This is a genomic window from Lentzea sp. (assembly GCF_036380075.1).
In the GTDB taxonomy this organism is placed as follows: Bacteria; Actinomycetota; Actinomycetes; order Mycobacteriales; family Pseudonocardiaceae; genus Lentzea.
Window position 1 is genome coordinate 1 of the sequence record NZ_DASVFL010000322.1, and the last position, 20,706, is coordinate 20,706.

Sequence of the window (20,706 nt, forward strand, 5' to 3'; positions counted from 1 at the left end):
CCGCTGGCTGTAGAGGGTCGCGTTGTCGATGGCGAGCGCCGCGCGGGCGGCGATGTCCAGCACGAACTCGCGTGTGGGCACCCGGCGTGCCCCGGCGCGGTGGAAGAACGTCAGCACGCCGAGCACCCGGCCCCGCGCCCGCAGGACCGCGCTCGTCATCAGCTCCAGGCCGACGTCCTCCGGCAGCAGCGACGGCGCAGGGGCGGCCTCATCCTCGGTCAACGGCAACCCGGCCCAGCGGCCGTGGCGCAGGTGGTCCTCCAGCAGGCGTTCGCGCTGCGCGTCGACGTGGGCGGCGGCGATCTGCACCAGGGCGTCGTCGCGCCGGACGTGCACGGCGGCCCCGTCGGCGAGCCCCGGCACGGCCATCCGCACGACGGACCGCAGGGTCTCCTCCACGTCGAGGGACCGGGCGAGTCGCAGCGACACCTCGGCCAGCACGGCGTCCGCCGCGAGCCGGTTGTCGAGCAGCGCCTGGTCGGCGATCCGGTCGTCCGCGGCGATCACGACGTCGGCGATCTGCTCCAGCGCCCGCCCGACCACGTCGTCCTCCGGCTGCTCCGCGAGGCCGACAAGCAGCAGGCCGTTGTCCCCCGCCGCCGCGCGGAACGACGCGGCGACCACCGCGGTCCCGCCGCACTCGCGCACCCGCCCGGCCAGGGCGGGGGCGAACGACGACAGCCGGTCGAGGTCGACCTCGGTGATCCTCGCCTGGCCCGCGGCGCGCACCGGCAGCGCGGAGGCGTTCTCGAACCACGGCACGACGTCCTCGGCGAGTCCCTCGGGGCCGCTGATCACACCGTGCTCGTGGTCGGCCCACCGCACGACCAGCACGCCGCCGTCCGGGCCGATCCGCACGCCGAGCACGCTGCGGACGTGCGGCAGCTCCAGCAGTCCCAGGTAGAGTTCCTTCGCGAAGACCTTGGTACTGCCCGCCGCGAACGCGGTGCGCCACAACGCGTGCAACAGGTCCGGCCAGGCCGGCCCCTCCCCTTCGGTCATCCGGCCGACACCTCCGTTCCGTGTTCACGCCGTCCCGCGAGAGTCTCAGCGACGAACCGCACGCCCACCGGAAGCAGGAACGAGTATGCACGACGATCAGCGACCTCACGGTCCGGGCGAGGACGAGCTGGGTGCCGAGTGGGCGCGCGCCGCGCGGGCGGAGGCGGAGGCGGGCACGACGTCGTTCGACCTGACCGTGTGCCTGACGGAGCCGATCCACCTGCTGGGCGGCATCCAGTCGTACGGCGCGCTGCTGGCGGTGGACAACGCGGGTGTGGTGGAGGTCGCCAGCGAGAACACGACGGCCCTGCTGGGCCACGCGCCGGAAGCCCTGATCGGGTCCGCCGTGGAGGCGTTGATCGGTGGCGAGGGCGTCGCCGCCGTGCGCGCCACGCTGGACGCCCCGACCGGCGACCGTGGGCTGTGCGGGCTCGCGCTGCCGGCCTCGGGCGAGAACTTCGACGTCACGGTGTACCGCGCGGACGGCAGGACCGTGCTGGAGTTCGAGCCCCGCCCCGCGCAGGAGGTGTTCCGGTTCTCCCAGTTCTACCCGCGTCTGCGCACCTCGCTGACGAAGTTGCAGCACGAACGGACCGTCGTCGACGTGTGCGCCTCGGCGGTGGCGGAGATCCGGGCGCTGACCGGCTACGACCGGGTGGTGGCCTACCGGTTCGAGGGCCAGGCCGGTCCCGGCGAGGTGATCGCCGAGTCGGTGGCCGACGGGCTGGAGCCGTGGCTGGGCCTGTGGTTCCCGGCGACCGACATCCCGCCCCAGGCGCGGCGGCTCTACGAGCGCAACTGGATCCGCGTGATCAACGACGTGGACGACGCGACGGCCGCCCTGCTCCCGCGGGTGCTGCCGGGCACGACGGCGCCGCTCGACCTGTCCGACTCGGCGTTGCGCACGGTCTCGTCGTTCCACCTGGAGTACCTGCGCAACATCGGCGTGGCGTCGTCGATGTCGGTGTCGTTGCTGCACTCCGGTTCGCTGTGGGGCCTCATCGCGTGCCACGGCATCACGCCCCGGCGCCTGGACGCCGAGGTGCGGTCGGCCTGCGAGTTCTTCGGCGTCACGCTGTCGCTGCAGCTCGCCGCGCTGGAGGAGGCGCAGACCTCCCAGGCCCGCCACCACACCCGCACGGCGTTGGCGCGACTGGTCACCGAGCTCAACACGGACATCACCCAGTCGGTGACGACCAGCGTCGACCTGCTGCACGAACTGGTCGACGCCGACGCCGTGGTGCTGCGGCTCGACGGGGAGACCACGGTCGTCAGCGGCGGCGACCAGGACTCGCTGCAGCCCGGCCTCGCCGCGTTGTGGGCCGTCGTTCCCGAGCTCACCGCCGGCGCGGTGTGGCGCACGGACAACCTCACCGCGCACGACGCCTCCATGACCCCGCACGCCGAGCACCTCAGCGGAGCACTCGTGCTCGCGCTGGCCGACGGCACCGGCGACCTGATCGCGTGGGTGCGCCGGGAACGCCGGGCCAGCAGGACGTGGGCGGCGAACCCGGACACCCCGGTGCGGCTGGGCGAGCGTGGCGAGCGCCTGACCCCGCGCGGGTCGTCGGCGGTCTACCAGGCCGTGACGCGAGGCCACTGCGTGCCGTGGACGGCGTCGGACGAGGCCGTCGCCGGCGAGTTCGGGCGCGCGATCTCCACGATGGTGCTGCGGCACAACGCCCGCCTCACGACGCTGAACGCCGAGCTCAACCGGGCGAACCGCGATCTCGACATGTTCGCGTTCGCCGCGGCCCACGAGCTCAAGGAACCGTTGCGCGGCATCTTCAACTCGACGGCGTTCATCCGCGAGGACGCCGACGACCTCGACGACACGACGGTCCGCAGGCTCGACACCGTGCAGCGCCTCGCGCAGCGGATGGACGAGCTGATCAACTCGCTGCTGCACTTCGCCCAGCTGGGCCACGGCTCGTTGCGGCGCGAGGAGGTCGACCTGCGCGAGGCCGCGCTGAGCGCGTTGGAGATCGCCGGTCCGAGGCTCACCGAGCGGGAGGTCGAGGTGGCGTTGCCCGCACCGGGTCAGCGGGTGCTGGCCGATCCCGACCGGTTGTCCGAGGTGCTGGTCAACCTGCTGGTGAACGCCGCGAAGTACGCCCGCGAGGAGCACCCGCGCACGGTGGAGGTCAGCCTCGACGGCGACGCGGTGCAGGTGCGGGACAACGGCATCGGCATCCCGCCCGAGCACCGCACCGAGGTGCTGCGGCTGTTCCGCAGGCTGCACAAGCGCGACGCCCGCGGCGGGGGCCACGGCGCCGGGCTGGCGATCGTGCACCGCATTGTCGAACGCCACGGCGGCGAGCTGGGCCTGCACGCCGCGCCGGGCGGTGGCACGACCGTCACGTTCACGCTGCCGCGCGACACCGACCGGCGGTGAGCAGGCCACAAAGGACGGTCGGCGTCAGCGGTCGAGGTCCGACGGCTGGAGGTCCCAGAGCTCCAGCTCCCGCAGCGCCGAGGCGACGTCCGGCACCACCGTCATCGCGTCCAGCAGGCCGAGGAAACCCAACGGCCGCAACACCGAGCGCTTGTCCGTGACGAGCACGAACCGCTGTCCCGACTTCGTGGCGCCGACGTGGGCGGTGTACAGCGCCCCCAGCACCGCGGAGCTGCAGAACCGCACCTCGGTCGCGTCGGCGAGCACCGGGAGGCCGCTGCCCACGGCGGCCTCGAGCGTCGCGGACACCTCCCGCACGGCGATCATGTCGAGCTCACCGGCCATCCGCACGACGCACACCTCATCCGTGCCCAGCGTGGCCAGTGAGAACGGAGGCGGCTGGTCGCCGGCGAGTTCGTGGGATCGGAAGACGTCCACCGAGGTACTCCAGGGAGCGCAGGCCGTGTGAAGCCGGAAGCGGCGCGCTGCTGTTTTGAACACGACCACACGCGGTGAACTCTACGGGTCGGCGTTCGTCAGGACTGCGTCAGCCGCAATGTCGTGTCGGGGCGCAGCGCACCGGTCTCGTCGAGCTCGGCGAGCAGGGCGGGCACGCCGGTGGTGAGCATCCTGGTCCGGACCGAGCCGAGCACCTTGGCCATGAAGAAGCCGCCGACGCCGGTGAACCCGGTGTGGTCGTAGGTGAAGCGGGTTCCCGCGGACGTCGCCTCCAGCCGGTAGCTGACAACGCTGGGCGCCTCGCCCTCCGAGCCGACCCAGGTGTAGCGCAGCAGCTCCTGCTCCCGGACCTCCAGCACCTCGCAGTCGACGATCCCCCGCCAGCCGGGCATCGGCTTGGCGACGAACTGGAACCGGGTGCCCGCCACGGGCCGGAACCCGACGGCACGCGCGCCCTTCCCGGTCGACGTCCAGTACGGGATCAGGTCCGGGTCGGTCATCGCCCGCCACACCTTCACGGGCGAGTGCGGGTAGTCACGAACGATGTGGATCTCGGGCACCGCGGCCTCCTCGGGAGAAAAATTCTGTCGCTGTAAAATTACAGTAGCAGAACTTTTCGTGCGGCTGACCTAAGATCGTCCCCGTGGCGACATCAGAGGCCGGCCCACCGGCCGTCGAGGGACTGCGCGAGCGCAAGAAGCGGGCGATGCGCCGTCAGCTGTCCGACACCGCCGCGCGGATGTTCCTCGAACGCGGCTTCGACGCCGTCCGGGTGGCCGACGTCGGCGCGGCCTGCGGCGTGTCCGAGAAGACCGTCTTCAACTACTTCCCCAGCAAGGAAGCGCTGGTCCTGGACCGGCTCGAGGCGATGGCGGACGCGCTGCGCACCCACCTGTCGAGCGCGGCGCTCCCCCCGGTCGCGGCCATGCTGACGATCCTCGACCACGAACGGCAGGGCATCCTCGCGTCCCTGGCCGCCGATGCCGACTCCGACCGCGCACTGGAGCGGTACCGGAAGTTCGGCGACCTGATCCGCGACACCCCGTCGTTGAAGGCGCACCAGAGCGACACCGCCGACCGGTTCGTCGACATCGCCGCCGAGGCGCTCGCCGTCAGGACCGGGCTGCGGCCCGACGACCCCGAACCCCAGATCGCCGCGGCCGCGCTCCTCGGCCTGTGGCGGTTCCAGTTCCGCTCGCTGCGGACCCACCTGCGCCCCGGCCGCCCGCTGCCGGACGCGATCGACGCCGTGGCCGGCGAGGTCCGCCGCGCCGCCCGGCTGGCCGAGGAAGGACTGGCCACGCTGACCGCGCAACGCGGCTGAGGCCCGCGCGTGCGTCATGATCGTCGCAAGGCTCCAGACGATCCACCGGAAGGCTGACATGACCTCCACGGCAGACAAGGCGGCACGGCTCCAGGCCCTGCACGCGGCACCGGAACTGCTGCTCGTCGTCAACGTGTGGGACGCGATCACCGCGAAGGTGGTCGCCGAGACGCCCGGCACGCAGGCGCTCGCGACGCCGAGCCACGGCATCGCGGCCTCGCGCGGCTACCCGGACGGCGAGAAGATCCCCCGCGACGAGATGATCGCCGAGGTCGCGCTGATCGTGCGCGTGGCGGGCGACCTCCCGGTCACCGCCGACCTGGAGGGTGGCTACGGCGATCCGGGCGGCACCATCGCGCGGGCCATCGACGCCGGCGCGGCGGGCGCCAACCTCGAGGACCAGATGAAGCCGCTCGACGAGTCCGTGCGCGCCGTCGAGGCCGCGGTCGCCGCCGCACAGGCGGCAGGGGTCGACTTCGTGCTCAACGCCCGCACCGACGCGTTCGTCAAGGCGGGCGACCGCGACCCCGAGGACGTGCTCGCCGACGCGATCACCCGCGGCCGCGCCTACCTCGACGCCGGAGCCTCCAACGTCTTCGTCCCCGGCAAGCTCGACGCGACCCAGGTCGAGCGACTGGTCGAGGCCCTGGGCGAACGCAAGGTCAACCTGATCGGCATCCCCGGCTCCATCCCCCTGGACACGGCGCAGAAGCTCGGCGTCTCCCGCGTGTCCTACGGGCCGTGGAGCCAGAACGTCGCCCTCACCGCGCTGGCCAAGCTCGCCGAGGACGTCTACGCCGGCGGCGGACTCCCCGCCGACACCCGCAAGCTGAACTGACGGTTCCGAGCAGTCGTGCTCCGGCCGGTCACCGCTCGGGGTCTGCCAGATCGGCGATGAACACGTTGACCGCTCGGTCGTGCGACCGCACGACCGAGCGGACGGCTGTCGCGACGGTGTCGGCGACGAACGGCACTTCCACCGTCACGCTGACCGTGACAGCTTCCTCGTCGATCCGGACCCCGTTCACCCGCCGGCCGGGGCCGAACGAGGCGATCAGGCCGAAGCGACCGCTGTGCAGGCCCGCCACCGACGGCAGGGACGACACCGCGGCGGCGATCCGTTCGGCCTCGGAGAGCGAGACCTCGGCCGGTGCCGGCGTCACTGGACCCGACCGGTGGGGGCGGGAGCGTCGTCCTCGCCCTCGACGGGCAGGTGCAGGTCGTCCACGGCGATGTTGACCTCGACGACCTCCAGGCCGGTCATCCCCTCGACCGCGGTGATCACGTTGTGGCGCACCACCTGGACGAGCGTGGCGATCGAGACGCCGTACTCCACCACGACCTGCAGGTCGACCGCCGCCTGCGTCTCCCCCACCTCGACCGACACGCCCTGACCGACCGAGGACGACGCACCCGGGATGCGCTCGCGCAGCGCGCTGAACGTCCGCGCCGCGCCGCCACCGAGGGCGTGCACGCCGGGAACCTCACGCGTGGCCAGGCCCGCGATCTTCTGTACCACGACGTCCGCGACCGTCGTCGTTCCCCGAGGCGTCACGGACGAGGCCGGAATCGTCGCCACCTCGCCGGGCTTCGCCACCTTGGCGGCCTGAGGAGCATTCTTCGCCACATTCGCCTCGGTCATGTTCATCTCCCTTTTCGCGTTCGGTAGAACCCGTCACCGGATAGGACCCGGTGGACGCGAAAACGGCACGGCACAGAAGAGTGACTACGGTCACCTGCGCTTTTCCGTTAGAACCGGACACGAACGGGGTAACTGGAGCAGTATTTCGACGAAATGAACCAGGAATGCGCGGACACGGCGCTCTTCTGCCGCCGGGCCGTCACACGAGGCCCAGCTCGTAGGCCGTGATGACCGCCTGCACCCGGTCGCGCGCGCCGATCTTGAACAACACCCTGCCGACATGGGTCTTCACGGTCGACTCCGACAGGTGGAGGCTCTCCGCGATCTCGGAGTTGTTCAGGCCCTTCGCGATGGCGAGGAACACCTCCGCCTCGCGCTCGGTCAGGTCGGCGATCCGCGGGCCGGAGGGTTCGTCCGGGCGCGGGATCCGGTTCGCGAAGAGGTCGAGCATGCTCCGGGTGACCCGCGGGGAGACCAGCGCCTCCCCGGCGGCGATGACCCGGATCGCGCGGGTGAGCTCGTCCGGCGGCGAGTTCTTGAGCAGGAAGCCGCTGGCCCCGGCCCGCAGGCCGCCGAACGCGAACTCGTCCAGGTCGAACGTGGTCAGCACCAGCACCCTGCTCTGGGGCGTGTCGAGCACGATCCGCCGGGTCGCCTCGATGCCGTCCATCCCGGGCATCCGGACGTCCATCAGCACGACGTCCGGCGTGAGCTGTGCCGTGTGGTAGACGGCTTCCTGGCCGTCGGACGACTCGCCGACCACCGCGATGTCGTCCTCGGCCTCGAGAACCATCCTCGTGCCCCGGCGCATCAGCTCGTGGTCGTCGACGATGAGAACGCGGATCTGCGGCGTGGTCATGCTTTTCCTCCGGCTTGCGGCATCTCGACGTGGACGCGCCATCCCCCGCCGGGCACGGGGCCCGCCTCCGCGGTCCCGCCGTAGAGCGCGGCCCGTTCGCGGATCCCGATGATGCCGCGTCCCAGTCCCACGGACTCGGGCCGCGGTCCGGCGGTGCCGTCGTCGGTGACCGTCACGGACGCACCATCCACTCCGGACTTGAGCACCACTGTGACGTGCCTGGGATCGCGGGCGTAGCGCAGGACGTTGGTCAACGACTCCTGGATGATCCGGTAGAGGGCGTTCTGCGCGCCGGGCGACGACGGAGGAGGGCCCTGCACGTCCAGGCGCACCGGCATCCGGGCCGCGCGGAAAGTGGCGACCAGTGCGTCCAGCTCGGCGATGCCGGGGCTCGGCGACAGCGACGGGCCGTTGTCCGCCGAGTGCTCCTCGCCGAGCGCGCCGAGCAGGCGGCGCATCTCCGACAGCGACTGCCGCCCGATGCCGCCGAGCTCGCGCACCGCGTCGCGGCAGCGGACCGGGTCCTTCTGCGCCAGCGCACCGGCGCCGTCGGCCAGCGACACCATGACGGACAGGCTGTGCGACAGGACGTCGTGCATCTCGCGGACGATGCGGGTGCGTTCCGCCAGGGTCGCGATGCGCGCCTGCTGGTCCCGTTCGTGCGCCAGCTGGTTCGCCCGGTCGACCAAGGTTTGGACGTAGCGGCGCCGGCCCGCGACCGAGATGCCCAACACCGCGGCGACGAGCGCGACGGTGGTGTAGAGCAGGCCGGAGACGGTGAGCGAGAACGACGACAGCGGTTCGCCCCGCACGACGACCGCGACGGCGGGCCGCACCAGGACGCCGAGGGCGACCACGGCGGCGAACCCGGTCCAACCGTCGCGAGTGGACCGGTAGACGAACAGGGCGTAGACGGCCAGCGCCATCGCCTGCGGGTCGATCGCGTCGTCCACCGCCATCGTCGCCACCGCGGCGCACATCGCCACCGCGAACGTCACCCACGTGTGCGAGCGCCGGACCGTCAGGGCTCCGGCGGTGAGGACGACCCCTGCCACCGAGACGAGCCAGGGAGCGACCGGCTGCCACCGCCCGGACGACAGCGGCGTGACCAGCGCCCACGCCGACCCCGCGACGAGGTACGCGCAGGCGACCAGCACGTCGACGAACTTCGGGTGCGCGCGCCAGAAACGGCGCAGCGCACCGGGCGGCTGCGGCAGTCCGGCCCCGCCGCCGGACGTCTCCCCCGAAGCTGACACCACGTCACTGTAACCACGGGGAACGCCCGGCCGCGGGCTGAAGTGGATCACCGGTGTCCTACCCCACGCCGACGAGGTCGCGGTTCCTCCGCACGGTTTCATGCTCCGAGGACGGGCGCTGCTGTTCCGTGCGGGACAACGCCACCGCCACGCCGATCACGACCAGCCATCCCATGCCGACGGTGGTCGCGACGAACTCCAGCAGGCTGCCGATGTCCGTGCGCACGTCGAGCAGGCACGAGAGGCCACCCGCCGCGGCGATGACGGCCACCAGCACACCGCACGCCCGCGACACGTGCCGGAGGACCGGGCGAGTGGCGGACAGGGAGACCTGTGCCATCGCGAGCACGGCGAAGGAAAACCCGGCTACAGCCGACACGACGTGCGTCAGGTCCTGCCACGAGAAGGTGTCCCCGAGCGGCACCGGGCACCCGTACGTGCACGGCACCTGCGAGGCGACCAGGAAGAACGACGCCGAGACCGCCACCGACGACGCGGGCGTCCAGCGACCGGTCGCACCGACTCCGCGCAGCGCCCACGCGACCGCGTATCCCCCGGCCACCAACAACAACAGCGCGATCTCGAACCACCTCGCGGTCGGCTCACCGTCGGCGCCCAGGCCGCTCACGTAGAGCGCCCGGTCCACGGTGGACCTCGCGGCCCAGATGTTCACGAGGGAGGCGGACACGAGAACGCTGCCACCGAGTGCCGCCGTCCGACGAAGGTGTTGTGCGGTTTCCTTTTCCCTGGCCATGAAACGACGCTATGAAGAACGTCTGCGCCACGGCGTCGGTCCGAAGTGCCGTCCTGTTGTCGGTCTGGTACCTGGGTACCACGCTCAGACGGTGGCGGCCGCGAGTTCGCCGGCGGCGAAGGCGTCGTGCTCGTAGAGCCAGGAGAGGTCGGGCGTCGTCCGCGTCGTCGGAGGAGCAGGAAGCGAGGAGCACGGCGGCGTCAGCCGTCCCCGGCACCAGGTCTCGACCGGTTCACGCTCGGCGAGCGCGTAGCGGCCGACTCGGTCCACGCGGCGCTGGAGCGTTGTCACCTCGTCGCTCCAGCCCTCGAAAGCCGCGTCTCGGCACCCGCGCAGTCACGGCCGAAGTGGACGGTGCCGGCGGGAAGCGCCTGGCGCAGTGCGGACACGAGGTCCGCCCGGCGGTGCAGCGCCAGCGCCAAGGTCAGGCCTCCCATTCCCGCACCCACGACGGCGACGCGCGTTCCCGGTTCCCGTCACCTCAGGCCACGAGCTCCATTGTGCACAGACACCGCACATGTCCAGCGGTGCTCAGCGCGGCGGGGCGAGGTGGTCCCAGGCGGGTCCGGGCGTGGTGAGGCCGACCAGGAGGGCTTCCAGGTCGGTCAGCGGCTTGCGGTCCGGGTGCTGGTGCCAGGTGGGCACGGCGCTGATGCCGTCGGCCGCGGCCGTGACCAGTGCGGTGACGTGGGGCGGGAGCCCGTCGGCGGACAGGTCGTCGTGCCAGCGGAGGGTGTCCTCGCGGGCGAGGTCGGTGATCTCCGGGACGGCCGCGAGGTGGCTGAGCAGGGGCACGAGGTCGCGGAACTTGCCGGGGTCGTGGGCGAACGCCGCGCTGACCCGGATGTAGGCGCGGGTGAGCCGCCCCGGCGTGGTGTCGTCGGCGTCCACGGCGGCGAGGACGTCGGCGCGGAACCGGTCGAACAGGTCCTGGGCGAGGCCGCGCACCAGGTCGTCCTTGGTGGCGAAGTGGTGCAGGAGGCCGCCCTTGGACACCCCCGCCTCCCTGGCGATGTGGTCGAGGGTGGCGGAGGTGCCGCGGGCGCGGATGCACACGCCCGCGGCGTCCAGCAGCGCGCGGCGGGTGTCCTCGGGGGTGCGCCCGGCTACACGCGGCATGGACTACTCCTCGGTCGACGTCGTGGTGGTGCCGCTCTTCCTACCGGAGGGGATGGTGAACCAGGCGATGAGGGCGGCGATCACCGTGATCGCGGCGGCGGCGACGGACGTGAACTGCATGGCGGTCGTGAACGCGTGCCGCGCCGCTTCGAGCACGCCGGCGCTGTCGCGGACGGCGTTGACCGCCGAGGCCAGGGAGTCCTCCACGGCCGCTCGGGCGGGACCGGTCAGGTCGGCGGGCAGGTCGAGCGCCGCCCGGTAGACCAGGGTCACCGTCGAGCCGAGCAGTGCGATGCCGAGCGCCCCGCCGAGCTCGAACGCCGTCTCGGAGATGGCCGAGGCGGCACCGGCGCGTTCGGCCGGCACCGCGGAGACCACCGCGTCGACGGTGAGCGTCATCGCCACGCCGATGCCCAGTCCCAGCGGGAGCAGGGCCGCCGCCAGCCACAGGGTGTGGCCGGCGCCCTCGGCGACGGCGACGAGCACCAGGCCGAGCGAGGCGAACAGCAGTCCCGCCGCCACCGCGCGGCCGGTGCCCAGCCGTGCCACGAGCACCCCGACCACCGCGACGGCCAGGATGGACGCCGCCGTCGTCGGCAGCTCGACCAGCCCGGCGGCCAACGGGCGCAGGCCGCGCACCAGCTGCAGGTACTGCGAGAAGAAGAACAGCACGCCCATCAGCGCGAAGATCGCGACGAAGTTGGCCAGCACCGCACCGCTGAACGCTTTGTTGGCGAACAGCTCCACGTCGATCAGCGGCGTCCTCAGCCGCCGCTGACGGCGGACGAACAGCACACCCGCGGTCACGCCGACGGTTGCGGCAAGCGCCGACTGGAGGTCCACGCCGGAGCCGATGGCGTGCTTGACCGCGTAGACCAGCGGGACGACGGCCGTCATCGACATCGCGGCGGACAGCAGGTCGAACCGGCCGGGCTGTGGGTTGCGCGACTCCGGCAGCAGGACCGCGCCGGTCACCAGGAACACCAGCACCACGGGCACGTTGATCAGGAACACCGAGCCCCACCAGAAGTGCTCCAGCAGCAGCCCGCCCACCAGCGGCCCCAGCGCCATGCCGCCCGCAGAGGCCGCGGACCAGATCGCGATCGCCCTGGTCCGTTCACCCTGGTCGGGGAACATGTTGCGGATGATCGACAGCGTCGACGGCATGATCGTCGCCCCGGCCACGCCGAGCAGCAGCCGTGCCGCGATCAGCATCTCCGCGTTCGGCGCGAACGCCGCCAGCGCCGACGCCGCGCCGAACGCCGCGGTACCCGCCAGCAGGACGCGTTTGCGCCCGAGCCGGTCGGCGAGCGTGCCCGTGGTGACCAGCAGGCCCGCGAGCGCCAGCGCGTAGACGTCGCCGATCCACAGGATCTGCGTCGAGCTCGGCGCCAGGTCGGCGGTCAGCGACGGCACGGCCAGGTAGAGCACCGTGCCGTCGATGGCCAGCAGCAACATCGAGCCGACCAGCACCACCAAGGCCGCCCACCTGCGCCGATAGGGGGCGGCCACCTTCGTCGCCGTCGAGGCGTCACCGGAGGTCACCCAGTTATTGTACCGGCTGGACGGTTTAATAAGTCGGACGATCAGGCGGTGATGTGCCGCACGACCGCGGCGAGGGCGTGTGGTCGAGCGGTGTCCACCGAGAGCGCCTCGCCGTTCCAGGACGGGAAACTCGCCAGCCGCTGCCGCACGTCGGACCAGTCGCCGGCGTCGTGCCAGCCGGGGATGCCGCGGCTGCGGCCTTCGACCCTGGCGCGGTGGACCTCCTGGTCGGAGCAGTGGCACACGACCGCGCGGAACCCGGCCCCGGCACGGTGCGCGAGGCTGCGCCAGCGGTCCCTCGTCTCCACCCGCTCGGTGGGGTGGTCGAGGATGACGGACTGCCCGGCGGCCAGCTGCCGCAGCGCGAGCGTGGTCAGCAGCTCCTCGGCGATGCCGAAGGAAGCCTCGAAGTGGCGGCCGCCGAACGGGGTCAGCGCGCCGAGCAGCCAGTCGGTGGCGAAGACCGGGATCCCGAGCTCGGCACCCGCGGCGTCGGCCAGCGTGCTCTTCCCGCTGCCGGGCACCCCGGAGAACACGACCAGCCTTGCTTTCGCGGTGGGCGACAGGTCGTAGTCGGCGAAGTCGGCCGGCAGCCTCGGCGTCAGGTCCGTCGGCACCAGTCCGGTGACCCAGGTGCTGGAGATCCGATGCGGACGGGCGTCCTCGACGACGCAGGTCACGACGTCGACGGTGCCGTCGTGGCGGCGGATCCTCCCTCGTGCGGTGGTTTCGTCGACGTCGAGGCCGACCACGACGACCGGCGCGTAGCGCGCGGCTCGACCGCGGGTGACCTCGACGTACCTCTCGGGCGTGACGAAGGCGGTGAACTCGGCCGTGAACACGTCGGACGCGTCGACTCCCCAGCCGGGCGTGCCGCCGAGGCCGTCGAGAACCCATTCCAGTCGCGCCAAGGCGGGACTGGCAGCCAGCCGGTGCACTGATTTCCTCCAGGACGAGTCGGGTGAGGCAAGCCGACCGAGGCTAGCGAGCCCGCCTGGGGAAAAACCGGATGTTCGCGTTGAGCGTGAGTGTGCGGCGCCGACTTCGCCGGCGCCGCACACGAAATCAAGCGCCTATTTCTCCCTGAGCAGGTACACGTTGCCGTTGCCGTCCGCGTCGCTGTTGAAGATCAGATCCGTGTCGTTGATGAACGAGGCGTGCGGGTGCACCGACTCCGTTTCCGACGAGCTCCGGTGTTTGAACATCCTCACGGTGTCGACCTTGTTCGTGCCCGGCCTGATGTAGTAGAAGAAGATGTAGGGCGCCGAGTCCTTCCTGCCGTCGCCCTGGATGATCGTCCGCGCGGGGTTCATCGCGAAGTGGTTGCTGTCCTCCTTGATGTCGTAGCTGAAGAACTCCTCCTTGCGGATGTTGTAGGTGACGACCTGGTCCGGCGTGTCCCCCTGGTCGCGCTGCGCGAAAGCGGCGTTGCGGCCGTTGGACTCCCAGAACGGGTGCACGCCGTTGTCGCCCGGCCCCGTCAGCATCGTGTTCTTCTTCGTGTCGATGTCGACCAGGCCGATCTTGCCGTCGTGGCCCTCGTCGTAGATGTGGTAGAGCAACGTGTCGCCGAGCACCGGGTTGATCAGCACGTGGTCGACGTCCCCGTCGATCTTCCTGACCGTGGTCAGCTCGCCGGTTCTCACGTCGACGAGGACGAGCGAGGAGCGGCGTTCGTCCTTGTCGTACAGGGAGACGGCGACGGTCTTGCCGTCCGACGTGAGCGAGGGGATTCCCTCGATGTCGTACTTCTCGGCGAAGCCGCGGATCTTCTTCTCCCGGTACGGGGGTCGCAGGCTGACGCTGGTGAGCGCCTGGTCCTCGAAGTAGAACGCCTCCTCGGTCTTGGGCGAGACGTTGGCGTGGTCGCCGTCGATGCGGTCGGAGTCCGTCACCTGGACGAACTTCCCGTTGTCGAGCGACATCAGGTAGAGGTTCTCGTGCCCGTCCCGTTCCGACATGAACAGGACCGAGTTCAGCGACGGCACATAGGGGTCCACGTCGAGGTACATCTTGTTGTCGAGCGCTTTGGACGTGGTGAGCTGCACTACCTCGTAATCGGGATCCAGAGCGGGGAGGATCTTCCACTCGGCCCCGAACCGCACACCCTTTCCGGATTCGGCCGCCACTCCTTCCGCCGCGGCGGCACAGGAGAATCCCAACATGCTCACGGAAACGAGAAAAGCCAGAGTTGCTTTCACGACTGAAGACCTTCCAGGCTGGAACGCGAAAGACAGGCCGTTCTCGACTATAGAAATCGGCTCTCCGCTCCACAATGGATCGAACCTCATCCTTTCGAGTGGAGGGAAAGCAGGTCGATCCCACAGTCGGCACACCGAGTTCTCACCACACCGATCGCTATTCCGCGCGGTTGAGAATTCCCTTCCGCGGTCTCCGAAAGACGACCGGCGGTGGGCGATGAGTTTCGCCGTTCCGTCCGGTCTGCCCTCTCGTCCACCCGATCTCGTGACTCTCGTCGCAGAGTGTCATGACCGCCAGGTACAGGAGACAACTGTGAGGCTTCTGCTCACGTCCGCAGGCGTGAAGAACCCGAGCATCCACGACGCGCTGGTCGACCTGCTGGGCAGGCCGATCTCCGACTGCACCGCTCTGTGCATCCCCACGGCGTCGTACGGCCACCCCCTGTCCGGCCCGGCCCCGGCCTGGAGCTTCATCGCCGGCCGGTCACCGCTGCCGATGTGCGACCTCGGCTGGAAGTCGCTGGGCGTACTGGAGCTGACGGCGTTGCCCAGCATCGGCCGGGAGCGCTGGGTCCCGTGGGTGCGGGAGGCCGACGTGCTGCTCGTGAACGGCGGTGACGCGCTGTACCTGTCCCACTGGATGCGGGAGTCCGGGCTGGCGGACCTCCTGCCGTCGCTGGAGGACACCGTCTGGGTGGGGCTGAGCGCCGGGAGCATGGTGCTGACACCCCGGATCGGTGAGCTGTTCGTCGAGTGGACCTCACCGGACGGGAGTGACAGCACCCTCGGGGTCGTCGACTTCTCGATCTTCCCGCACCTGGGCCTCCAGCCGCACAACACCGCGGAGGTGGCCGAGAAGTGGGCGGCCGGCATCGCGGGCCCGGCGTACGCGATCGACGACGAGACGGCCGTCAAGGTGGCCGACGGCGTCGTCGAGGTCGTTTCGGAGGGCCACTGGACGCTGTTCCCCTCGTGACCGCGGCTCGCCGCTGAGCTGAAATCCTCAGCGGTACCAGGCGCGAACGCCCATCCGTCCCGTGCTGCCGAGGTTGATGTAGATGCGCTGCTGCGGCGGCACGGCGACCAGCGGTTGCCGGACGGCACCCGGCTCGGTCGCCAGTTCGACGTGCTCGGCGACCTGCGGCGGTTCCAGCGACGTGTTCGTGTTCCGCCACACGAACTCGCTGCCCGCGGTCTCCCCCGGCTGCACGGTGATCGGCTGAGGCGGATCGTTGAAACCGGGCAGGAACGTGATCCCGCCGGTGCCTTCGAGGATCGCGACGTCCAACGGCCGCCGCTCCACGTCGAACAGGCTCACCTGCGGATACCCGTTGAGGTGCACCGGTTCCGCACCGCAGTTGGCGACCTCGACCGACATCACGCGCAACCCCGACGCCGCCTCGGTGTAGTTCGACGTGAACCGCACCCCGGCGGCGCAGCCGGGATCTTCGGACGCCTGCACCACCGGCCCGCTCGCGACCAGGCCGGCCAGAACGGCTGTCACGGCAACGGCTTTGCCTCCATGTCCCATGCACTCGAGCATGCCACCGACGGAGGAGGATGAGGTGAAACCTTCACAAGACCTCCACGAGGAGGAGAAGGTCCATTGTGGAGTGATCGACCAGGCAGGCGGAGCGCCTCCTCCGACGCGGTGCGGGCGCTATCGAAGATGCGATCAGCCGGTCAGGCCGTCGGCACCCGCTGCCCGTAGTCCTTGAGGGAGAACGGGAGCGTCAACGTCCCGAAGTCCGGCAGACCGCCGCCGGCGTCGTCCTCGCCGACGAGCACGCTGCGCCGCATCGACTCCTGCTCCACCGCGACGTCCTGGTTGCGCGTCACGTACTCGCGCAGCTCGTCCTCGTAGGCGGCGGCGCCTGCGGCCGGGTCGTCCCGGTGCGCGGCGAGCTCACCGGCCAGGACGTACGCACCCACCATCGCGACGCTGGTCGCCTGGCCGGTGCCCAGCGAGACGGCGTAGCCCGCGTCGCCGGCCAGCACGACCCGCCCGCGCGACCAGCGGTCCACGCGGACCTGGGTGAGCCGGTAGAGGTGGAAGTCGGGCGCGTCCATCATGTGCCGCACGATCTCCGGGATCACCCAGCCCCCGGCGGCCAGGCGTTCGGCCACCACGCGCTTCTGGCCGGCGACGTTCCGCGGGTCGTACTCGACCCGGTCCTCGGTGTCGAAACCCACGTAGGCCCTGGCGGGAACGTCCTTGCGCAGCCCCATCACCAGTGCGCCGATGGCCGGTTCTTCCTGCTGGCAGAGGATCTGCCAGCGTTCGAGACCGAGGAAGTTCGGCATGCTGAACACCGCGACGAGGTTCTCGCCCATGACGTGCAGGAACCGCTCGTCGGGGCCGAAGGCGAGGCGCCGCACGCCGGACCCGACCCCGTCGGCGCCGACCACGACGTCGAACCGGCGCGGCGCGGCCGTGGCGAATGTGACGTCGACGCCCGTGTCGTCCTGGGTGAGCGAGGTGATGGTGTCGCCGAACAGGAACTCGGCCTCGTCGCGCACGGCTCCGTACAGCACTTCGCAGAGGTCGTCGCGCATGATCTCGATGTCCGAGCTGTCGAGCTGCCCGCCGGTGAGAGTTCCCTCCGTGCTGCGGAAGACCTCCCGTCCGGCCGGGTCGACGACGGCGATCCCGGTGAGGTTCGTGCCCCGCTCCCGCAGGACGGCGTCCAGGCCCATCCGCTCGGCGACGGCCAGGGCGGGTCCCCGCACGTCGATCGCGTGGCCGCCGGGACGGAGCCGGGGCGCCACCTCGACGACCGTCACCTCGAAGCCGTGGCGGGTGAGCCAGTAGGCGGTGGTCAGGCCGGCGATGCTGGCGCCGGAGACGAGGACGCGTCGAGCGGAGGGTTTTTCGTTGGTGGAGAACATGAAAACCACGCTATGAGCCGCATTGCTCGCTGTCCAAGACAAAGAACAGACCGCTGTGAGACCTCCGGGGCAACGGTGTCGACTGTGGACTCCGGCCATCCTCCGATCGGAGGATGGCGGGGTCGACCGCATCCACCGCCGTCCCGGCCCGCGCGGTCGATCCGGCGCGTTCCCGCGGACGCGAGGCTGTGCGCATGGCCCTACCCGACGTCGTCCGCACCTCACGTCCGGCACGCATCCCTTCCCTGGACAACCTCCGCGTCTTCCTGACCGTCCTGGTGGTCGCGCACCACTCCGCGGCCCCGTTCGGCAACCTCGCCCTCTGGCCCAACTGGCAGCGACCCCCGTCGGCGGCCGCGGCGGTGCCGCTGGACCTGCTGCTCCTCGCGAACCAGACGTTCTTCATGGGGTTCTTCTTCCTGCTGTCCGGGTACTTCGCGCCCGGCGGTGCCGACCGGCGAGGGCCGCGCGGGTTCGCGGCGGAGCGGTTGAGGCGGCTGGGGATTCCGTTCCTCGCGTTCCTCGTGCTGCTGCGCCCGTTCTTCGTCCTGCCCATCTACCTCGACCTGCCGGCCGCGACCAGGCCGTCGTTCGCGGTCCACTACTTCACCGCCTGGGAGGTCGGGCCTGCCTGGTTCCTGGAGGTGTTGCTGATCTTCTCTCTCGCCTACGCGTTGCTGCGGCACCTGCGCGGGACCGCGGAGCCCATCACGCCGCAACCGTTGCGGCGGTGGCAACTGCTCACGTTCGTGGTCGTGCTCGGCGTGGCCACGTTCGTGTGGCGGATCTTCGTGCCGCTCGGCACCTACGAGCCGGTGCTCGGGCTGCCCAGCCCCGCCTACCTGCCGCAGTACGTGCTGCTCTTCGCCGCCGGTGTCGTGGCGTACCGCCGCCGTTGGTTCGAGTCGCTCCCGCGGAGGTCGGGCTGGTTCGGCGTGCTCCTCGTGGCGGTATCAGTCGTGCCGATGGCCTTGGGTGGCTACCGGGGTTTCGTGGAGGCGGACGAACTGGCGGGCCATGACGTCGCCTACCTGTTGCTGGCCTTGTGGGAGGCGCTGTTCGCCGTCGGCGTCGTGCTGGTCCTGCTGCGCGCGTTCGACCGCTTCGCCGCCGGTACTTCGCGCCTGAGCCGCTACCTCGCCGACAACGCCTTCGCCGTCTACCTCGTGCACGCACCGGTCATCGTCGGCGTCGTGGCCGTACTGCACCCGCTCGACGCGGCGCCCGTGCCGAAGTTCCTGCTGACGCTGGTGCTTTCCGCAGCCGCGAGCTGGGCGATCTCCGGTGCGCTGCGCCGTGTGCGTGTTGTGCGGTCCGTCGTCTAGTGGCGACTTCTCCATGCCGGGGAACGGGCGTGCGATCATTGGCGGGGTGGGCGTCGTGGCCGAGTTGCGCGAGGAGTTCGACCGCTGGGAACGCAGGGAGTCGGCGGTCCTGAAGGTTCTCCCCTACCCGCTGCTCGCGGTCAGCCTGGTCTTCACCCTGCTCCAGCCGCTGTGGAACGCGCCGGTGCACCTGCCCGGCGTGCTCGGGCTCTCGGCGCTGCTCGTCGCGTGGCTCCTGTGGTTCCACACCCTCCACCCCGGACTGCACGACCGGGCTCGGGTGATGGCGCTGTACTACGCGGGACTGGTGGCGGTGACGGCCTGCCTGGTGGTGCTCTCGCCGTGGTTCGGCTTCTTCGCCTTCATCGGTTACGTGCACGCCTTCCAGTACCTGGAGGGCCGGTGGCGGTACGTCGGCGTGGCCGTCACGGCCGCGGTCTCGGCGGTCTCGCACGTCGGAGGGGCGGACTCCATCGCGGCCGGCCTGTGGTGGCAGTGGCCGGCCGTCAGCGCCGTCACCGCGGTGCTGGCCACGGTCGCCTTCTACTCGGACGTGATGTCCGACCGGCGCGACCACCGGCAGAAGCGGGCCCTGGCCGAGCTGGAGGCCGCGCTGGCGGAGAACGCGGCCCTGCAGGCCCGGCTGCTGGTGCGGGCCCGCGAGGCCGGTGTGCTCGACGAGCGGCAGCGGATGGCGCGGGAGATCCACGACACCCTCGCCCAGGGGCTGGCCGGCGTCCTCACCCAGCTCCAGGCCGCCGAGCAGGCGTCGGACGACCCGGCGGAGTCGCGCCGGCACGTGGCGAACGCGGTGGGACTGGCCCGCGAGAGCCTCACCGAGGCCCGCCGGTCGGTGCACGCCGTGGGACCGTCCGCGCTGGCGCGGGCCCGTCTCCCGGAGGCGATCGGCGACGTGGCCAGGCGCTGGTCGGAGGTGCACCGCGTCGAGGCGGTGCTCACGACGACCGGTGAGGTGCGGCCGATGCACACCGACGTCGAGGTGGCCTTGCTGCGGACCGCGCAGGAGGCACTCGCCAACGTCGCCAAGCACGCGCGGGCCGGTCGGGTCGCGCTGACCCTGTCGTACATGGAGGACCTGGTGACGCTCGACGTGCTCGACGACGGGGTGGGGTTCGCGCCGGACGCCCGGCCCGCCGGTGGCTCCGCGGACGGGGGCTTCGGGCTCGCCGGGATGCGGCAGCGGGCAGGGCTCCTCGCGGGACGGCTGGACGTCGAGTCCGAGCCGGGCGGCGGCACCGCGATCACGGTGACGGTGCCCGCGATCCCCGCCGGCGGTGAGGGGTGATCTCGCTGCTGATCGTCGACGACCACCCGGTGGTGCGGGACGGGCTGCGCGGCATGTTCGGCGCGGATCCGCGCTTCGAGGTGGTCGGCGAGGCCGGTGACGGCGCGGAGGCCGTCGCGGTCGCGGAACGCCTGCGCCCGGACGTGGTCCTCATGGACCTGCGGATGCGCGGTACCGACGGCGTCACCGCGATCCGGGAGCTGGCGAGGCGCGGGGTGCCGTCGCGGGTGCTGGTGCTGACCACGTACGACACCGACAGCCACGTGCTGTCGGCCATCGAGGCGGGCGCCACCGGCTACCTGCTCAAGGAGGCGCCGCGGGAGGAGCTGGTCCGCGCGGTGCAGGCCGCGGCGCTGGGACAGGCGGTGCTCTCCCCCTCCGTCGCGACCCGGCTCGTGGGGCAGGTGCGCAGGCCGGCCCCGGCACCGTTGTCGCAGCGCGAACGCGAGGTGCTGGAGCTGATCGCCCGGGGCTCGACGAACCGCGAGGCGGCGAAACGGCTCTTCATCAGCGAGACGACGGTGAAGACGCATCTGCTGCACGTGTACGCGAAGCTGGGCGTCAACGACCGCGCGGCCGCCGTGGCCGCCGCGTTCTCCCGCGGCTACCTGACGCCGCCGGACTGACAGG

At 71.1% G+C, this 20,706-nt stretch carries 22 protein-coding genes and 1 pseudogene; 7 read left to right on the plus strand and 16 right to left on the minus strand.

The features are described 5' to 3' along the window. Nucleotides 1-1,002, minus strand: a pseudogene (locus VF330_RS33535) (serine/threonine protein phosphatase); the annotation flags it as partial. A gap of 85 nt (nucleotides 1,003-1,087) precedes the next feature. Between VF330_RS33535 and VF330_RS33540 the strand changes: the two are divergent. Next, nucleotides 1,088-3,397 carry an ATP-binding protein gene (locus tag VF330_RS33540; RefSeq protein WP_330855727.1) on the plus strand — a complete coding sequence of 770 codons (2,310 nt, stop codon included), beginning with the start codon at nucleotides 1,088-1,090 and terminating at the stop codon, nucleotides 3,395-3,397. 24 nt (nucleotides 3,398-3,421) lie between these two features. Here the strand turns inward: VF330_RS33540 and VF330_RS33545 are convergent, their stop codons facing one another. Together VF330_RS33545 and VF330_RS33550 are read right to left on the minus strand one after the other, a co-directional pair. Next, on the minus strand, nucleotides 3,422-3,835 hold the full coding sequence (locus VF330_RS33545; RefSeq protein ID WP_330855728.1) for an STAS domain-containing protein: 414 nt from the start codon (nucleotides 3,833-3,835) through the stop codon (nucleotides 3,422-3,424). A 98-nt stretch (nucleotides 3,836-3,933) separates the two neighbouring features. After that, a complete protein-coding gene (locus VF330_RS33550; RefSeq protein ID WP_330855729.1) occupies nucleotides 3,934-4,416 on the minus strand; it encodes an SRPBCC domain-containing protein in 483 nt (160 codons plus the stop codon). 146 nt (nucleotides 4,417-4,562) lie between these two features. Here VF330_RS33550 and VF330_RS33555 point away from each other — a divergent pair, with 146 nt between their 5' ends. Continuing rightward, nucleotides 4,563-5,180, plus strand: a complete 618-nt coding sequence (locus tag VF330_RS33555; RefSeq protein WP_330855780.1) for a TetR family transcriptional regulator — start codon at nucleotides 4,563-4,565, stop codon at nucleotides 5,178-5,180. Nucleotides 5,181-5,238: 58 nt separating this feature from the next. Next, nucleotides 5,239-6,018, plus strand: coding sequence for an isocitrate lyase/phosphoenolpyruvate mutase family protein (locus VF330_RS33560; RefSeq protein WP_330855730.1), 780 nt, complete (start codon nucleotides 5,239-5,241; stop codon nucleotides 6,016-6,018). A 28-nt stretch (nucleotides 6,019-6,046) separates the two neighbouring features. On the opposite strand, the gene VF330_RS33565 is transcribed toward VF330_RS33560, so the two are convergent. The 11 genes from VF330_RS33565 to VF330_RS33615 all read right to left on the minus strand — a co-directional run bounded on the left by VF330_RS33565 (nucleotide 6,047) and on the right by VF330_RS33615 (nucleotide 14,526). Then, the gene (locus VF330_RS33565) at nucleotides 6,047-6,343 is read right to left on the minus strand and encodes a hypothetical protein (RefSeq protein WP_330855731.1); all 297 of its coding nucleotides are present in this window, start codon (nucleotides 6,341-6,343) and stop codon (nucleotides 6,047-6,049) included. After that, the gene (locus tag VF330_RS33570; protein WP_330855732.1) at nucleotides 6,340-6,822 is read right to left on the minus strand and encodes an Asp23/Gls24 family envelope stress response protein; all 483 of its coding nucleotides are present in this window, start codon (nucleotides 6,820-6,822) and stop codon (nucleotides 6,340-6,342) included. Before VF330_RS33570 ends, VF330_RS33565 begins: the two co-directional genes overlap by 4 nt. A gap of 199 nt (nucleotides 6,823-7,021) precedes the next feature. Further along, nucleotides 7,022-7,681, minus strand: coding sequence for a response regulator transcription factor (locus VF330_RS33575; RefSeq protein ID WP_330855733.1), 660 nt, complete (start codon nucleotides 7,679-7,681; stop codon nucleotides 7,022-7,024). After that, nucleotides 7,678-8,937 (minus strand): sensor histidine kinase, encoded by a 1,260-nt coding sequence (locus tag VF330_RS33580; RefSeq protein WP_330855734.1) that lies wholly within the window; start codon nucleotides 8,935-8,937, stop codon nucleotides 7,678-7,680. Before VF330_RS33580 ends, VF330_RS33575 begins: the two co-directional genes overlap by 4 nt. A 58-nt stretch (nucleotides 8,938-8,995) precedes the next feature. Beyond that, nucleotides 8,996-9,691: a DUF998 domain-containing protein gene (locus VF330_RS33585; RefSeq protein WP_330855735.1), complete on the minus strand. Its 696-nt coding sequence runs from the start codon at nucleotides 9,689-9,691 to the stop codon at nucleotides 8,996-8,998. An 84-nt stretch (nucleotides 9,692-9,775) separates the two neighbouring features. Further along, nucleotides 9,776-9,982: a hypothetical protein gene (locus tag VF330_RS33590; RefSeq protein ID WP_330855736.1), complete on the minus strand. Its 207-nt coding sequence runs from the start codon at nucleotides 9,980-9,982 to the stop codon at nucleotides 9,776-9,778. After that, complete coding sequence (locus tag VF330_RS33595; protein ID WP_330855737.1) at nucleotides 9,979-10,128, minus strand: hypothetical protein; 150 nt, start codon at nucleotides 10,126-10,128, stop codon at nucleotides 9,979-9,981. Before VF330_RS33595 ends, VF330_RS33590 begins: the two co-directional genes overlap by 4 nt. Before the next feature lie 94 nt (nucleotides 10,129-10,222). Continuing rightward, a complete protein-coding gene (locus VF330_RS33600) occupies nucleotides 10,223-10,810 on the minus strand; it encodes a TetR/AcrR family transcriptional regulator (protein ID WP_330855738.1) in 588 nt (195 codons plus the stop codon). Nucleotides 10,811-10,813: 3 nt separating this feature from the next. Next, a complete protein-coding gene (locus tag VF330_RS33605; RefSeq protein WP_414675517.1) occupies nucleotides 10,814-12,268 on the minus strand; it encodes an MFS transporter in 1,455 nt (484 codons plus the stop codon). A 128-nt stretch (nucleotides 12,269-12,396) separates the two neighbouring features. Further along, complete coding sequence (locus VF330_RS33610; protein ID WP_330855740.1) at nucleotides 12,397-13,266, minus strand: ATP-binding protein; 870 nt, start codon at nucleotides 13,264-13,266, stop codon at nucleotides 12,397-12,399. Nucleotides 13,267-13,428: 162 nt separating this feature from the next. Beyond that, on the minus strand, nucleotides 13,429-14,526 hold the full coding sequence (locus tag VF330_RS33615; RefSeq protein WP_330855741.1) for a hypothetical protein: 1,098 nt from the start codon (nucleotides 14,524-14,526) through the stop codon (nucleotides 13,429-13,431). 343 nt (nucleotides 14,527-14,869) lie between these two features. Here VF330_RS33615 and VF330_RS33620 point away from each other — a divergent pair, with 343 nt between their 5' ends. Beyond that, complete coding sequence (locus tag VF330_RS33620) at nucleotides 14,870-15,532, plus strand: Type 1 glutamine amidotransferase-like domain-containing protein (RefSeq protein ID WP_330855742.1); 663 nt, start codon at nucleotides 14,870-14,872, stop codon at nucleotides 15,530-15,532. Nucleotides 15,533-15,559: 27 nt separating this feature from the next. Here VF330_RS33620 and VF330_RS33625 read toward each other — a convergent pair whose 3' ends face one another. Beyond that, nucleotides 15,560-16,060 (minus strand): DUF4232 domain-containing protein, encoded by a 501-nt coding sequence (locus VF330_RS33625; protein WP_330855743.1) that lies wholly within the window; start codon nucleotides 16,058-16,060, stop codon nucleotides 15,560-15,562. Between the two features lie 179 nt (nucleotides 16,061-16,239). Continuing rightward, on the minus strand, nucleotides 16,240-17,445 hold the full coding sequence (locus VF330_RS33630) for an FAD-dependent monooxygenase (protein WP_330855744.1): 1,206 nt from the start codon (nucleotides 17,443-17,445) through the stop codon (nucleotides 16,240-16,242). Nucleotides 17,446-17,639: 194 nt separating this feature from the next. Between VF330_RS33630 and VF330_RS33635 the strand changes: the two genes are divergently transcribed. From VF330_RS33635 to VF330_RS33645, 3 genes are read left to right on the plus strand one after another with little or no spacing between them, the layout of a single operon-like run. Beyond that, nucleotides 17,640-18,770 carry an acyltransferase family protein gene (locus VF330_RS33635; protein WP_330855745.1) on the plus strand — a complete coding sequence of 377 codons (1,131 nt, stop codon included), beginning with the start codon at nucleotides 17,640-17,642 and terminating at the stop codon, nucleotides 18,768-18,770. Between the two features lie 55 nt (nucleotides 18,771-18,825). Beyond that, nucleotides 18,826-20,076: a sensor histidine kinase gene (locus tag VF330_RS33640; protein WP_330855746.1), complete on the plus strand. Its 1,251-nt coding sequence runs from the start codon at nucleotides 18,826-18,828 to the stop codon at nucleotides 20,074-20,076. Next, complete coding sequence (locus tag VF330_RS33645) at nucleotides 20,073-20,702, plus strand: response regulator transcription factor (RefSeq protein WP_330855747.1); 630 nt, start codon at nucleotides 20,073-20,075, stop codon at nucleotides 20,700-20,702. The genes VF330_RS33640 and VF330_RS33645 overlap by 4 nt, the downstream gene beginning before the upstream one ends. Nucleotides 20,703-20,706 lie beyond the last annotated feature (4 nt).

What these genes read in the sequence shown, in the direction of transcription:
- VF330_RS33630 (WP_330855744.1), bottom strand. Translation starts at nt 17,445, where the DNA reads ATGTTCTCCACCAACGAAAAACCCTCCGCTCGACGCGTCCTCGTCTCC.
- VF330_RS33635 (WP_330855745.1), top strand. Translation starts at nt 17,640, where the DNA reads ATGGCCCTACCCGACGTCGTCCGCACCTCACGTCCGGCACGCATCCCT.
- VF330_RS33570 (WP_330855732.1), bottom strand. Translation starts at nt 6,822, where the DNA reads ATGACCGAGGCGAATGTGGCGAAGAATGCTCCTCAGGCCGCCAAGGTG.
- VF330_RS33595 (WP_330855737.1), bottom strand. Translation starts at nt 10,128, where the DNA reads ATGGGAGGCCTGACCTTGGCGCTGGCGCTGCACCGCCGGGCGGACCTC.
- VF330_RS33600 (WP_330855738.1), bottom strand. Translation starts at nt 10,810, where the DNA reads ATGCCGCGTGTAGCCGGGCGCACCCCCGAGGACACCCGCCGCGCGCTG.
- VF330_RS33575 (WP_330855733.1), bottom strand. Translation starts at nt 7,681, where the DNA reads ATGACCACGCCGCAGATCCGCGTTCTCATCGTCGACGACCACGAGCTG.
- VF330_RS33560 (WP_330855730.1), top strand. Translation starts at nt 5,239, where the DNA reads ATGACCTCCACGGCAGACAAGGCGGCACGGCTCCAGGCCCTGCACGCG.
- VF330_RS33540 (WP_330855727.1), top strand. Translation starts at nt 1,088, where the DNA reads ATGCACGACGATCAGCGACCTCACGGTCCGGGCGAGGACGAGCTGGGT.
- VF330_RS33555 (WP_330855780.1), top strand. Translation starts at nt 4,563, where the DNA reads ATGCGCCGTCAGCTGTCCGACACCGCCGCGCGGATGTTCCTCGAACGC.
- VF330_RS33585 (WP_330855735.1), bottom strand. Translation starts at nt 9,691, where the DNA reads ATGGCCAGGGAAAAGGAAACCGCACAACACCTTCGTCGGACGGCGGCA.
- VF330_RS33605 (WP_414675517.1), bottom strand. Translation starts at nt 12,268, where the DNA reads ATGTTGCTGCTGGCCATCGACGGCACGGTGCTCTACCTGGCCGTGCCG.